The sequence below is a fragment of the Lentzea sp. genome (genome assembly GCF_036380075.1).
Lineage (GTDB): Bacteria > Actinomycetota > Actinomycetes > Mycobacteriales > Pseudonocardiaceae > Lentzea.
In genome coordinates, this window is record NZ_DASVFL010000357.1 from 1 (window position 1) to 14,271 (window position 14,271).

Here is a 14,271-nt window from a genome sequence, read left to right on the forward strand (position 1 = left end):
GGTACAACGCGGTGATCATGGAAAGGGTTGCTGTGGCGTCAACCGCAGACCGATCACGCACCGTAGGCTGTCAGGACGCCTAGGCTGGGGGTGATCGCGGAAGGGGTGGTGTGGGTCGTGGGGCTCGCGGAGTCCTTGCTCACGTGGCTGCACGGCTTCGTGGGCGCCAGTGTCTGCCCCGGTGACTGGGTGTGGACCACCACAGCGCTCGGCGCGGTGCTCGGGTTGTTCCCCACGGTGGGAGCGCTGCTGTCCATCGCGGTGCGCCGGGTCGTCGGCAACACCTACGGCGCGGTGACCGGCGCGATCTTCGCCGTGCTCGGCGTCGCCAGCTGCCTGGTGCTGCCCTGGCTGATCATGCGCGGCACCGTGCAGGGGCTGGCCAGGCGCACGGTCGGCGGGTCCGGTTCGCTGGACGACCTGACGTGCTTCGGCCAGTTCTCGCAGGGGCGCTACCTCGTCGACAACACGCCGTCGATCATCGGTGTCGCGCAGCGGCCCGGTGAGGCGCCCGTCTTCCTGATCGCCGCCGCCGTGACCGTCGTGCTGGCGCTGTTGTGCCTGCTCTTCGTGATGCTCCAGGCGGGCTCGGCGTTCCGGCTCGGGCCGAGCTGGCCCAAGCGCGTGTTCTGGCTGCCGTTCCTGGTGCTCCTCGCAGCCACGTCGGCACTCCCCGTGACCCTGGTGGGCCATGTGCTCCTGGGCTTTCTGCCGATTGCGGTAATCGGCTCAATCGTCGTGCGGATTTTCGGGTTGACTACCGCCATGCTGAACCGCCCCGGCCGCGACCGGTCTGCCGACCGGAACTCGCAGAACCCGCCACCGCAGCCGGTGGCGCGCACACCGCAGCCCCAGCTTCCGCAGAACCCGCAGAAGAAGGCGGCGACCAAGCCGATCAACGCGTCCCAGCACCAGCCGCCGCCGCACCAGCCGTCGCAACACCAGCCGGTGCAGCAGCCGTCGCAGCACCAGCCGACGCAGAACCCGCCGCCCTACCAGCCGGCGCAGGTGCCGAAGTACCAGCCGGCGCCGATGAACCGGCCGATGCGCCCGGTGAACCAGCCGCCGCCGCAGTACCCGCCGACGCGCGTCGCCGAGGTGCTGCCGCAGCCGACCGGACACCCGCCGCAGCCGTCCCAGCCCGCCGTCCTCGCGGACACGCCGGGCCCGTTGCCGTTCGGTCCGGGCGCCGCGAACGCCGAGGCGCCCTCACCCGTGCAGAAGTCGGGCAAGGTCTGGAACCCCGGCAACGGCCGGTTCCGCCGCGTCCGCCAGCTCGGTTCCGGCGGCTTCGGCACGGTCTGGCTGGCCGTCGACGAGCAGCTCGACCGCACGGTGGCGGTGAAGCTCGCGCACGCCCCGGACAACGAGACCGAGGCGCGCATGCTCCGCGAGGCCCGTGCGCTGGCCGCGGTCAGGCACCCGAACTGCGTGCGGGTGTTCGACATCGTCCAGGACCCGGACGGCTTGGCGCTGGTCATGGAGTACATCGAGGGCGCCTCGCTGTCCGAGACGGTCCTGAAGAACGGCCTGATCGACGACAAGCTCGCCGCCCGCCTGTGGCTCAACATGGCCGACGCCCTGGCGGCGGCCCACGACCGGGGCGTCCTGCACCGCGACGTGAAGCCGTCCAACGTGATCGTCGACGGCCAGGGCACCGCGCACCTGATCGACTTCGGAATCGCGCGCTCCAAGGGCGACAGCACCCTCACCGCCACGGGCATGATGGTCGGCACCCCGGACTTCCTCGCGCCGGAGACGGCCCGCGGCGAGACGGCGTCCCCGGCGTCCGACTCGTGGCAGCTGGCGGCGACGGTCTCGTACGCCCTGACCGGCCACCCGCCGCGCGGCTCCCGCGAGAACCCGATCTCCTCGCTGATGGCCGCGGCCCAGGGCGAACCGATCACGAAGCTGCCGCAGAACAGCGCGCACGCCCGGCTGCTGCTGGCGGCGATGGACCCGGAACCGGTGCGCCGTCCGACGCTGGCGCAGGTGCGGGGTCAGCTGTCGCAGTTCCTGGACCAGCAGGGGATGAGCAAGGAGGGCCCGGTGACGAAGATGATCACCAAGCCGGGGCCGCCTCCGACGAGGCACATGCCGATGTAGGTGCAGCAGGAGTGAGGCGGGGTTCCCGCCTCACCCAGGTCAGCCCAGCGCCTTCGCGATCATCGGGGCCAGGCTGCGGCTGTACTCCCCGTTCAAGTGGTCCGCGTCGAAGTACACGACCACGTTCCCGATCACCGAGTAGCACCGCGCGGCGTCGCAGAAGTACTCGCTCAGGTCGATCAGCGACACTCCGGGCACCTCCGTGGTGCGCGCGACCTCCACCAGCGGGTCGGCCGGGTGGGCTTCCGCGCGGGCGACGGCGCACGCCACGGGGTCGGCCGGGTTCAGCGTCACGCAGTCCGGGTTGCGGATGTCGCTGTTGAACGGCGGGTCGGCCAGGACGTACACCTTCGCGCCCGCGTCGGTCCACTTGCGCCACCTGGGTTCCAGGCCCGCGCGGTAGCGGTCGGTCTGGTTGCCGCCCGCCACGACCTCCTTGCGGGCGAAGAACGACGTCACGACCTTCGACGGGCGGTCTGCCGCGATCACGTCGGTCATCCGCCGCGTCCAGGCCGCGCAGCGGTCGACCTCCTGCTTGGCCGGGGCCTTGCCGCGGAACTCGGTGACCCTGACGTCGGCGAAGGGGCAGCCGCCCAGGAACGCGATCTTGAGGTGCCACTTGCGTTCGCGGGCCACCTCGAAGAGCGAGGCCTGCCACTGCTGGGCGTGGGAGTCGCCGACGAGCCAGACCTTCTCGGCGCCGGCCGAACCGCCGGAGAAGTCGCAGATCGACGTCGTGTGCTTGTCCTCGGCGTTGTAGTCCTGGATCTGCCTGCACTCGGGGGCGAGGCGCCAGTACTCGTTGGCCGGGCCCATCGTGGCCACCTTCGCGGGGCCGAACGGGGTGGGGCAGCCGTTGGTGCCGATCATGGCTCCCGCGCCGTGGCACGGGCTGTTCAGGCCGGCTGCCGCGTCGCGTTCCGCCTGCGCCACGTGGCGGTCGTAGGTCCACTGCAGGCCCGCCGCCAGCACGGCCACCACGGAGATGCCGGCCACCATGCCCGCGAACGTCAGGCCGCTGCTGCGGGTCAGCGGGCCCCACGACATGCCGCGGTCCTCGACGAGCTTCTTCGACAGCCAGGCGAGCACCAGCGACAGCGCGACCAGGCCCAGCTGCCACGGCGTCGTGAGCTCGCCCTTGTCCAGCAGGCCGCTGAGCGCGAACGGCGCGAGCAGCACGACCGGCCAGTGCCACAGGTAGAGCGAGTAGCTGACGTCGCCGATGAACTGGACCGGCCGGGACGCGGTCACGGGGGTGTGCCACTGCCGGCCGGGGCGCAGGCCCGAGGCGATCACCAGGCCGGTGCCGACCGCGGGGACCAGGGCGAGGTAGCCGGGGAACGGCGTGTGGTGGTCGTAGACGAACGCCGTCGCGATGATCATCGCCAGGCCGGCGAACGCCGCCAGCTCCGCCGCCACCCTGGGCAGCACCAGCCGCGAGGCCGCCAGGGCCACGCCGGCGCCGATCGCGAACTCCCACACGCGCACCGGCGTGATGAAGTACGCGGCGTTCGGCGAGACGGTCGTGTAGTAGACGCTCAGGCCCAGGGACAGCGCGCCGAGCACCAGGACGCCGGCCATCACCCAGCGGCGCCGGCCGAACTTGAACATGCCCATCAGCAGCAGCGGCCAGAACAGGTAGAACTGCTCCTCCACCGACAACGACCAGTAGTGCTGGACGAGGCTCGCGGCGTCGTTCTGCGCCGAGTAGTTCACCGACTTGCCCGCGAGCAGCCAGTTCTCCCAGTACGAGGCCGCGGCGAACGACTCCCAGGCGTTGGCCGTCCAGCGCGGGTACGGCAGCAGGAAGTACGCCAGCACGACGCTGACGGCGAGCACGAGGAACGCCGCGGGCAGCAGCCTGCGGACGCGCCGCGCGTAGAACGTGCCGAGCCGCACCCGGCCGGTGCGGACGATCTCGCGGTCGAGGTGCGAGGTGATCAGGAAACCGGAGATCACGAAGAAGACGTCGACGCCGACGTACCCGCCGGTCAGCGCGTTCGGCCAGAAGTGGTTGACCACGACGGCGAGCACGGCGATCGCCCGCAGGGCCTGGACGTCGGTGCGGAACCCGCGGGCCTTCGGCTTGTCGTCGGGGCTTCGGCTGTCGTGCCCCGGACGCGACTCGACGGTGGTGCTCATACCGCGGTGAACTCCCCAGGTCAGAACCCCGCTCGGCGACGCCCGGCAAGGAGGTGCGTCTTTCGAGGGTCACTCGATTGGGTCGGTGAGCGGGCATGCTAACTCATCGCGCCTGGTGAGAGCACATCCACGCCTGATCCTTGGGCGATCCGGGTGAACGTTGTACCGGTCCGTAACGGTGATTAACCGTCGAGCGACCTAAGCCGTGGTCCACCCGGAAGGCTTCGGCATCTCACGCGGATGCCCTGCGAAGAGTGGTGAGGCGGTTTCCGCCGATCGCCTCACCACTCACCTTCGCGCAGCAGGCCGCAACCGCTTGCGCAGGACCAGGAACACCCCCGCCGCGCCCACTACCACCAGCGCGACCACCCACACCGGCACGGGCTCGGTGGATCCGGGAAGGGCGAGCTGCGGGTCCACCGGGTTCACCCGCAAGGTTCCCGGCACGGTCAGCGTGCCGATCGCGTGGTCCTGGAACATCCCCTGCACGCCGAAGACCTCGTACACGCCCTCGGGCAACGCGAACGTCACCGCGTAGTGCGCGGGCTCGCCCAGGGGCACGCCGGTGAACACGAGGTCGGACGAACCGGAGTGGAACCGCAGCCCGGTCTTGCCGAGGTCGTCGCCGGCATAGGGGTGGGTGCCGTGCTGGAGCACCCAGTACCCGGCGGTGTGCGTGACGGACGGCTGGACCGTCGGCACGGGGTCCAGGTAGGTGACGGCCCATCCGCCCGCGGCGGCGGTGGGAGCGCTGATCAGCAGGAACGCGCACATCAGGAAGAGAATCCTCATGCAGCCGGTACACCGGGAACCGAGTCGCGGTTCCCGGTGTAGGAAGAGGACGCCGACTTCAAGCCCTGGCTGCTCAAGATCGTCGCCAACGAGACCAGGAACCTCCACCGCAGCCGCCGGCGGCGCAACCTCGTGGAGCTCAGGGTCGCGTCGATCACCGAGACCGTCGACCACGACGATCCGGCCGCGCTCGTGGACGACTCCCGCGCGAGGCTCCTGCGGGCGCTGGCGAACCTGCCCGACCGCGACCGCCAGGTCGTCACGTGCCGGTACCTGCTCGACCTGAGCGAGGCCGAGACCGCGCAGACCCTCGGCCTCGCGAAGGGAACGGTGAAGTCGCGGCTGTCCCGCGCGCTCGCCAAGCTGCGCCCGATGCTGGAGGAGGTGGCCCGTGACCGATGACCCGCTGGAGGCCGCTCTCCGCGACCTGGGCCACCGGGTCCACGTCCCGGAACCGCCGGACGTCACCGCACGGGTGCTGACGAGGATCGACGCCCCGCGCAGGCGGAACCGCTGGCTCACCGGGGTGGTCGCCGCCGTCACCGCGTTCGCGATCGCCTTCGCCGTGTCCCCGGCGGTGCGGGCCGGTGTGCGGGACCTCCTGGAGTTCGCCGGCGTCGAGTTCCGCACACAGGCGCCGACGAGCACCGCGCCCCCGTTGCCGAGCCGGGAGGTCTCGCTCGACGACGCCAGGGCGCAGCTGCCGTTCGAGATCCACCTGCCGTCGGAGCTCGGCGCACCGGACCGGGTGACCGTCCACGAAGGACGGTTCGTCTCCCTGCGCTACGGCGGGATCCGGCTCGACCAGTTCGACGGCGGTGTCTGGCACCTCGAGGAGCCCGGCGAGACCGGGCAGACCCTGATCTGGCAACGGGGTCAGGTCACGACGAGGCTGGAGGGACCGCTCACGAGGGAACGGGCGCTGCGGATCAGCGGGAGTTGAGCGCCCTCTCGACCATCGGCGTCAGCGTGCGGCTGTACTCGCTGTTGACGTGGTCGCCGTCGTAGTAGACCGCCACGTTGCCGATCACGCCGTAGCAGAGCCGGTTGTCGCAGAAGTAGTTCGTCAGGTCGATCACCGAGACCCGCGGGTTGCTCGTCGTCCTCGCGACCTCGCCCAGCGGCTCCGGCGGCTGCGCCCGCTCGCGGGGGATGGCGCACGCCTTCGGGTTCGTCCGGTTCAGCAGCACGCAGCTGGTCGACCGGACGTCCCTGTTGTACGGCGGGTCCGCGAACACGAACACGCGCGTGCCCGTCGCGGTCCACGCCGACCACCACGGCTCGATGCCCTCGCGGTACTGCTCGGTCTGGCTGCGGCCGCTGCCGTCGTCCACGAACTCCTGGCGCGAGAAGAACGACATCAGCACCATCGCGGGCTTGTCGTTGGTGATCGCGGGGAACATCTGCGCCGTCCAGTCGCGGCAGCGCAGGATGTCGCGCGGGCCCGCGGCGCTGCGGTAGCCGGTGAACTGCACGTCGGCAAACGGGCAGCCGCCCAGGACGCCGATCTTGAGCAGCCACTTCTCCTTGCGCGCCACCTCGAACACCGGCGTCTGCCACTGCTCGGCGTGCGAGTCGCCCAGCAGCCACACGGTCTTCGTCGGCTCGCCGTCGCCGCTGAAGTCGCAGACCTTCACGGTCGCCTTGTTCTCGACCTTGAAGTAGTCGGTCTCGACGCACTCCGGCGCGAGCCGCCAGTACTCGTTCGCCGGACCCATCTCGGGGACGCGGGCAGGACCGAACGGGTCGGGGCAGCCGTTGGCGGCGAGCATCGCGCCGGCGCCGTGGCAGGCGTCGCCCTTGCCGGCCTGGACGTTCTGCTCGGCGTCGGCGACCCGCTGGTAGTAGCTGGCCTGGAGCCCGCCCGCGAGGATCTCCACGGCGAGCAGCCCGGCGATCATGGCGCCGAACGTCAGCCTGGTGTCGCGGACCAGGGGAGGGAACGTGCGGGCGCGGTCCTCGACCAGCACCTTCGTCAGCCACGCCAGCGCGAACGACAGGGCCAGCAGCCACAGCAGCCACGCCGTCGTGAGCTCGCCCTGCTCCAGCGCGCTGCCGAGCGCGAACGGCGCGAGGATCACGATCGGCCAGTGCCACAGGTACAGCGAGTAGCTGATGTTGCCGACGAACTGCACGGGCCGCGACGCCGTGACGGGCGTGTGCCACTGGGCACCGGGCCGCAGGCCGGAGGCGATCACCAGCGCGGTGCCGACCGTCGGCATGAGCGCGAGGGAGCCGGGGAACGGCGAGGTGTGGTCGTAGGCGAACGCCGGGACGAGGATCATCGCGAAGCCCAGGCCGGAGGCGACCTCGGCGGCGATGCGCGGCAGCACCAGCTTCGACGCCGTCAGCGCGACGAACGCGCCCAGCGCGAACTCCCACACCCGCGCGAAGGTGTTGAAGTAGGCCTCGTTGGGGGACAGGGCCGTGTAGACGACGCTGAAGACCAGCGACAGCACGCCGAGCCCCGCGACGCCCGGCACGAGCCAGCGCCGGTTGCCGCCGAGCATGACCAGGCCGACCAGCAGCAGCGGCCAGACCAGGTAGAACTGCTCCTCGACCGACAACGACCAGTAGTGCTGGACGACGCTCGCCGCCTCGTTCTGCGCCGAGTAGTTGACCGACTTCGCCGCGAGGAGCCAGTTCTCCCAGTAGAAGGCGGAGGCGAAGGTCTCCCAGGCCGTCGACGTCCAGCGCGGGTACGGCAACAGCGCGCCCGCCACCAGGACCGTGATGGCCAGGACGAGCAGCGCCGCGGGCAGCAGCCGCCGGATGCGGCGCGCGTAGAACGTGCCGAACCGGACGCGGCCGGTGCGGGCGATCTCGCGGCCCAGGTGCGAGGTGATCAGGTAGCCGGAGATGACGAAGAAGACGTCGACGCCGACGTAGCCGCCGGTCAGGACGTTCGGCCAGAAGTGGTTGACGACGACGGCGAGCACGGCGAGCGCGCGCAGGGCCTGGACATCGGTGCGGAAACCGGGCGATGCGGGCGTCCGTCCGCCTGCGCTCAACAGCTTTCTGGCCTGCGCGACGCGTGCCTGGACGGTGGTGCTCATGCCTCGCCGGATCCCCCTGTCAGCCCAAGGGGATCGTAACTCAGCGGGACCGCCGGGGACCCCGTTCCGGTGAGGCGAGGGTCACCGCCAGCTGGGCAGCCACAGCTGCTGCTGCCACATCTCCGGGGTGATCGGGTTGCCGTTGAGGATCGGCCACAGCCACACGAAGTTCGCGACCACGATGCCGATGTACAGGGCCACGACCAGCAGTCCCGTACCGCGGCGTTCGGAACCCGCGGTCCTGCGGCCCATGATCTCGCCCAGCGCCAGCACGATCAGCAGCACCAGGAACGGCGCCATCGGCGTGACGTAGAAGAAGTACATCTGCCGGTCGAGGTTCAGGAACCACGGCAGCAGGCCCGCCGCGTAGCCGACCAGGACGGCGGCGTAGCGCCAGTCCATCCGGCCGGCGGTGCGGTAGATCGCCCAGCCGATCACCGGGAACGCGAGCCACCACATCGCGGGCGTGCCGATGAGCATGATCGCGCCGAGGCACGACGCCGCGCCGCAGCCCGTCACGGAGTTGTCGTAGTAGTAGAGCATCGGACGCAGACCCATCGGCCACGTCCACGGCTTCGACTCCCACGGGTGGCGGTTGGTCTCCGAGGTGACCAGCTCGACGTGGAACTTGTAGACGTTCTTCGCGTTGTACCAGAGCGACTGGAGGACGTCCGGGACGTACGAGACGTCCTGGACCTTGCCGCCGACGACGTGCCGGTCGATGCCGGTCTCGCTCGCCATCCACGGGAACCAGGTCGCGACGTAGACCAGCACCGGGATCGCGACCAGACCGCCCAGCGACGGCAGCACGTCCTTCACGAGGGCGCCGAGCCACGGCTCCTCGACACCGGCCGCCCGCCGCGCCAGCGCGCTCCAGACGACCGCCAGCAGCCCGAACGCGGCGATGTACCAGATGCCCGACCACTTGATGCCGCACGCGAGACCGAGCGAGACACCCGCGCCGAAGCGCCACCAGCGGAAGCCCATCCACGGGCCGAACGCCGAGTTGTTGACGAAGCCCTCGCGCACGGCGACGGCCAGTCGTTCCCGCATCTGCTCGCGGTCGACGACGAGACAGCCGAACGCGGCGACGACGAACAGCGCCAGGAAGATGTCGAGCATGCCCATCCGCGACTGGACGTGCGAGACGCCGTCCGCGATGAGCAGGACGCCGGCGAGGGCGCCCAGCAGGTCCGAGCGGGTCAGGCGGCGGGCGATCCGCACGATCAGCAGGATCGTGATCGTGCCCGCGAGCGCCGAGGCGAACCGCCAGCCGATGCCGTCGTAGCCGAACAGGTCCTGGCCGATCGCCATGAGCTGCTTCGCGAGCGGCGGGTGGACGATCAGCTCGTAGCCCGGGTTGTCCTCGTAGCCGCCGTTGCGCAGCACCTGTGCCGACTGCGGCACGTAGTGCTTCTCGTCGAAGATCGGCGTGCCCTTGTCGGTCGGGTAGCCGAGGTTCCAGAACCGGACGAAGGCACCGACGAGCGTCACGGCGATGGTGACGAGCCAGCCGCGCAGGCGGTCTCCGGACGGCGGCGGGTCGAGTGTCGCGGCACGATCCGTGCGCGGCTCCTCGACGACGACGGGCGCCTCACCTGGCTGCACGAGGACTGTCACGTCGCCGATCGTAGGGTGAAGCCCGTGAGTCCTGTATCCGGTTCAGGCCGTCTTGTTCTGGCGGCCACCCCTCTCGGCGACGTCCGCGACGCCTCACCGCGTCTGGTCGAGGCGTTGGAGACCGCCGGCGTGATCGCCGCGGAGGACACCCGCCGGTTGCACGGCCTGGCCACCGCGTTGCAGGTCAGGCCGTCGGGACGGGTCGTCAGCTTCTACGACCAGGTCGAGACCTCGCGCCTGCCGGGGCTGCTGGAGGCGATCAGGAACGGCGAGACCGTGCTGCTCGTGACGGACGCGGGGATGCCCTCGGTGTCCGATCCCGGATTCCGGCTCGTGGCCGCGTGTGTCGAGCAGGACCTCAAGGTCACCTGCCTGCCCGGCCCGTCCGCCGTGACGACCGCGCTCGCTCTCTCCGGCCTGCCGAGCGACAGGTTCGCGTTCGACGGGTTCCCGCCGCGCAAGTCCGGTGAGCGCAAGCGCTGGTTCGCACCGCTGGCCACGGAACAACGCACCGTCGTCTTCTTCGAGGCACCCCACCGGCTCGCGGCGACCCTCGCGGACGCGGTCGAGGTGCTCGGACCGGACCGCAGCGCGGCCGTGTGCCGCGAGCTGACCAAGAAGTACGAAGAGGTCGTGCGCGGGACGCTGGCCGAGCTCGCCGAGTGGGCGGTGGAAGGCGCGCGCGGCGAGATCACCGTGGTGCTCGGCCCGGCCCCCGTCGAGGAGAAGCCGGACCTCGACGTGCTCGTCGCCGAGGTCCGGCAGCGCGTCGCCGACGGGGAGCGGATGAAGTCGGCCGCCGCCGAGGTCGCCGAGGCGGCCGGGGTCAGCAAGAAGACCCTCTACGACGCGGCGGTCAGGTCAAGCTGACTCCTTGTGGAAGGTCCGCACGCCGTAGAACACGCCGACCAGCACCAACGCCGCCACGGCGACTAGGCCGGCCAGCACCGAGCCGGTGTTGAAGATCGACCGCTCGGCGTCGACGACGTGCGCCAGCGGGTTGGCCCGCGACAGCCAGTAGAGCCACCTCGGGCCGTTCGACATCGGCAGCAGCACGCCCGACAGCAGCATCACCGGCACGATCGTCGCCGACAGCACCGACGCGAAGACGTACTCCAGCTTCACCTTCAACGCGATCGCGTACGACACGGCACCGATCGCGACACCCAGCAACGCCACCAGCCCGAGCCCGAGCAGCACCTCGCCGACCGACGCGCGGAACCCGAACAGCGTCGCCGCGAGCACGATCAGCGCGCTCTGCACGACCAGCAGCACCACGTCCTTGCCGACCCTGCCGACGAGCAGCGCGACCCGGCTGACCGGCGTGACCCGCAGCCGTTCCATCACGCCCGTCCGCACCTCGGGCAGCAGCGAGAAACCCGCGTAGGCCGTGCCGAACAACGCCATCTGCACCAGCAGCCCCGGCACGAACCACTGCCAGCCGGCGTCGCCGAGCAGCGGCCCGAACAACCCGAGGTAGAGCAACGGCTGGGCGAGCCCGAACACCACGGCGACCGGGTTGCGCAGCACCGGCAGCATCACGCGGCAGAACACGAGCCAGGTGTCCCGCAGAACGTTCCTAGGCGGCATTGCTGTCCTCCCGCAACGAACGACCGGTCATGGTCAGGAACACGTCGTCGAGCGTCGGCCGGTGCACCTGCACCGAGTGCAGCTCGACGCCGATGTTGTCGAGGTCGCGCAGCAGTCCCGGCAGCGCGCGGTCGCCGTTGGGGATGCGGAAGCTGACCTGCTCACCGTCCACCGCGGCGTTCTCGAACTTCTCCGACACGAGCACCGCCTGCGGGGTGCCGAGCACGACGAGGTCGCCGGAGACGCCGTCCTTCAGCTCGTCCGGTGAGCCCTCGCCGACGATCGCGCCGTGGTCGATCACCAGCAGCCGGTCGCAGAGGAAGTCGGCCTCGTCGAGGTAGTGCGTGGTCAGGAAGACCGTGGTGCCGTCGGCCCGCAGCTGCCTGATGTGCTCCCACAGGTTGCGGCGGCTCTGCGGGTCGAGCGCGGTCGAGGGTTCGTCGAGGAACAGCAGCCGCGGGTCGTGCAGCATGCCCATCGCGATGTCGAGCCGTCGTTGCTGGCCGCCGGAGAGCGTGATGACGGCGCGCTTCTCCAGACCGGTCAGGTCGAACCGGTCGAGCAGGTCCGCGACCTTCGCGCGGGCGTCGTGCTTGGCCAGGCCGTAGAAGCGCGCCTGGAACTCCAGCTCCTCCGCGACGCGCTGCTCGGGGCTCGCGCCGTTCTTCTGCCCGACGTAGCCGATGTTGCGCCGCACGCCCGCCGGGTCGGTCAGCAGGTCGTGCCCGGCGATGACGGCCGTGCCCGCGGTCGGCCGCAGCAGCGTGGTGAGCATGCGCAGCGTCGTGGACTTGCCGGCGCCGTTCGGCCCGAGGAACCCGACGAGCTCGCCCTCGGCGACGTCGACGTCCACCCCGCGCACCGCGTCCACCGGACCGGCCTTCGTCGTGAACCGGCGCGCGAGGCCGCGTGCCTTGATCATGACTGAACCCCCTCTAGTCAAGTTTGACCAGAGGCTAGCGCGGACTAATCAAGTTTGACTAGTCGCGAAGGTCGTACTCGCCCGCCTCGAGCCGGTCGATCAGCTCCCGAGTCCAGCGGACCTGGCCTTCGAGGTGGACGAGCCACAGTCGAAAGAGCTCGCTGACGTGCGCGGGCTTGCCCATCTCCGGCATGGACGAGATGCCGTGCCTGGTCGGCGCGAGCTGCCCTTCGAGGCCCGCGAGGCGGTTCTTCAGCATCACGACCGCCTGCGCGCGGGGGACGAGGTTGAGCATCGCGACGGCCGCGGAGACCTCGTCGTTGCCGGCGGCCGCGTCGGCCAGCGAGTGCGACAGCATGTTCCCCAGCTCGCGCTCGCCGCTCGCGGTGATCTTGTAGGTGGTCCTGGCGGGACCCTCCGCCGACTCGGTGCCCACCGGTTCGATCAGGCCGTCCTTGGCCAGCGACTTCAGTGCGTGGTAGATCGAGCCGGGCTGCACGTTCGCCCAGCTGTCCGCCGACCACGACTTCAGCTCGCGGCGCACCACGTAGCCGTGCGCCTCGCCGACGATCTTCACGACGCCGAGCACCAACATCCTGGTCGCGGACAAACAGACCTCCCACTCGGTGAAAACCGCCTGGCACCGCCTCCGTAGGCTATTGGCATGAGTGCCTCCGTACTGACCGCGGTGGCCTGGCCTTATGCCAACGGCCCCAGGCACATCGGTCACGTCTCCGGTTTCGGTGTCCCGTCCGACGTCTTCTCCCGCTACATGCGAATGTCCGGACACCGGGTGCTCATGGTCAGCGGCACGGACGAGCACGGCACACCCATCCAGGTGCAGGCCGAGAACGAAGGGCTCACCGCCCGCGAGCTCGCCGACAAGTACAACCGCGTCATCGCCTCCGACCTCCAGGGCCTCGGCCTGTCCTACGACCTCTTCACCCGCACGACCACCGGCAACCACTACCAGGTCGTGCAGGACCTGTTCTCCGCGCTGTGGAAGAACGGCTACGTCATCCCCAAGGTCGAGATGGGCGCCATCAGCCCGTCGACCGGCAGGACGCTGCCCGACCGCTTCATCGAGGGCACCTGCCCGATCTGCGGCTACGACGGCGCGCGCGGCGACCAGTGCGACAACTGCGGCAACCAGCTCGACCCGATCGACCTGAAGAACCCGCGGTCGAAGATCAACGGCGAGGTCCCGGACTTCGTCGAGACCCAGCACTTCTTCCTCGACCTGCCCGCGCTCGCGGAGGCGCTGGGGGAGTGGCTCGACGAGCGGGAGGCCTCGGGCACCTGGCGGCCCAACGTGATCCGGTTCAGCCAGAACATCCTCAAGGAGATCCGCCCGCGGGCGATGACCCGCGACATCGACTGGGGCATCGCGGTGCCGTTGGACGGCTGGCGCGAGAACCCGACCAAGAAGCTCTACGTCTGGTTCGACGCGGTCATCGGCTACCTGTCGGCGTCGATCGAGTGGGCCCGGCGCACCGGCGACCCCGACGCCTGGCGGGCGTGGTGGAACGACCCCGAGGCCCTCTCGTACTACTTCATGGGCAAGGACAACATCACCTTCCACTCCCAGATCTGGCCGGCCGAGCTGCTGGCCTACGCCGGCAAGGGCAGCAAGGACGGCCAGCCGCGGGAGTACGGCGTCCTCAACCTGCCCACCGAGGTGGTCAGCTCGGAGTTCCTGACCATGGAAGGCAGGAAGTTCTCCTCCAGCCGCGGGCACGTGCTGTACGTCGGCGACTTCCTGGCCCGCTACGGCCCCGACGCCCTGCGCTACTACATCTGCGCCGCCGGCCCGGAGACGTCCGACGCCGCCTTCACGTGGGCCGACTTCGTCACCCGCAACAACTCCGAGCTCGTCGCAGGCTGGGGCAACCTGGTCAACCGCACGGCGACGATGGTCGCCAAGAACTTCGGTGAGATCCCGGCCGCCGGGGCCCTGGAGGAGGTCGACGAGCAGGTGCTCGCGACCGTGCGCGAGGGCTTCGCCACCGTGGGCGGACTCATCGAGAAGCACCGCCTGCGGGC

Annotated in this window: 11 protein-coding genes and 1 pseudogene; 5 read left to right on the forward strand and 7 right to left on the reverse strand. The window is 70.2% G+C overall.

The genetic code is table 11. From position 1 onward, the window contains the following. Positions 1-90 precede the first annotated feature (90 nt). The gene (locus VF330_RS37735; RefSeq protein WP_330856529.1) at positions 91-2,106 is read left to right on the forward strand and encodes a serine/threonine-protein kinase; all 2,016 of its coding nucleotides are present in this window, start codon (positions 91-93) and stop codon (positions 2,104-2,106) included. A 39-nt stretch (positions 2,107-2,145) separates the two neighbouring features. Here the strand turns inward: VF330_RS37735 and VF330_RS37740 are convergent, their stop codons facing one another. Continuing rightward, positions 2,146-4,248, reverse strand: a complete 2,103-nt coding sequence (locus VF330_RS37740) for an acyltransferase family protein (RefSeq protein ID WP_330856530.1) — start codon at positions 4,246-4,248, stop codon at positions 2,146-2,148. A 288-nt stretch (positions 4,249-4,536) separates the two neighbouring features. Next, entirely contained in the window at positions 4,537-5,040 is a 504-nt protein-coding gene (locus VF330_RS37745) for a hypothetical protein (RefSeq protein WP_330856531.1), read from the reverse strand. A 60-nt stretch (positions 5,041-5,100) separates the two neighbouring features. On the opposite strand from VF330_RS37745, the pseudogene VF330_RS37750 reads away from it, so the two are divergent. Then, positions 5,101-5,442: pseudogene (locus VF330_RS37750) on the forward strand (RNA polymerase sigma factor); the annotation flags it as partial. Beyond that, positions 5,432-5,983: a hypothetical protein gene (locus VF330_RS37755; protein WP_330856532.1), complete on the forward strand. Its 552-nt coding sequence runs from the start codon at positions 5,432-5,434 to the stop codon at positions 5,981-5,983. The pseudogene VF330_RS37750 and the gene VF330_RS37755, both read left to right, overlap by 11 nt. Here VF330_RS37755 and VF330_RS37760 read toward each other — a convergent pair. Together VF330_RS37760 and VF330_RS37765 are read right to left on the reverse strand one after the other, a co-directional pair. Next, complete coding sequence (locus VF330_RS37760) at positions 5,970-8,096, reverse strand: acyltransferase family protein (protein ID WP_330856533.1); 2,127 nt, start codon at positions 8,094-8,096, stop codon at positions 5,970-5,972. The two genes, VF330_RS37755 and VF330_RS37760, sit on opposite strands and share 14 nt — an antisense overlap. 81 nt (positions 8,097-8,177) lie before the next feature. Then, positions 8,178-9,716: a dolichyl-phosphate-mannose--protein mannosyltransferase gene (locus VF330_RS37765; protein ID WP_330856534.1), complete on the reverse strand. Its 1,539-nt coding sequence runs from the start codon at positions 9,714-9,716 to the stop codon at positions 8,178-8,180. Between the two features lie 24 nt (positions 9,717-9,740). Between VF330_RS37765 and rsmI the strand changes: the two genes are divergently transcribed. Continuing rightward, positions 9,741-10,586, forward strand: a complete 846-nt coding sequence (gene rsmI, locus VF330_RS37770; protein ID WP_330856535.1) for a 16S rRNA (cytidine(1402)-2'-O)-methyltransferase — start codon at positions 9,741-9,743, stop codon at positions 10,584-10,586. Here rsmI and VF330_RS37775 read toward each other — a convergent pair. Genes VF330_RS37775 through VF330_RS37785 form a run of 3 tightly spaced genes read right to left on the reverse strand, consistent with a single transcriptional unit; the run spans position 10,578 to position 12,838 of the window. Further along, positions 10,578-11,306: an ABC transporter permease gene (locus VF330_RS37775; protein WP_330856536.1), complete on the reverse strand. Its 729-nt coding sequence runs from the start codon at positions 11,304-11,306 to the stop codon at positions 10,578-10,580. The genes rsmI and VF330_RS37775 overlap by 9 nt on opposite strands. Next, positions 11,296-12,228: an ATP-binding cassette domain-containing protein gene (locus VF330_RS37780; RefSeq protein ID WP_330856537.1), complete on the reverse strand. Its 933-nt coding sequence runs from the start codon at positions 12,226-12,228 to the stop codon at positions 11,296-11,298. Before VF330_RS37780 ends, VF330_RS37775 begins: the two co-directional genes overlap by 11 nt. A 58-nt stretch (positions 12,229-12,286) precedes the next feature. Next, a complete protein-coding gene (locus tag VF330_RS37785) occupies positions 12,287-12,838 on the reverse strand; it encodes a PadR family transcriptional regulator (protein WP_330856538.1) in 552 nt (183 codons plus the stop codon). 54 nt (positions 12,839-12,892) lie between these two features. On the opposite strand from VF330_RS37785, the gene metG reads away from it, so the two are divergent. Further along, on the forward strand, positions 12,893-14,271 hold a 1,379-nt coding region (gene metG / locus VF330_RS37790), incomplete at its 3' end, for a methionine--tRNA ligase (RefSeq protein WP_330856539.1).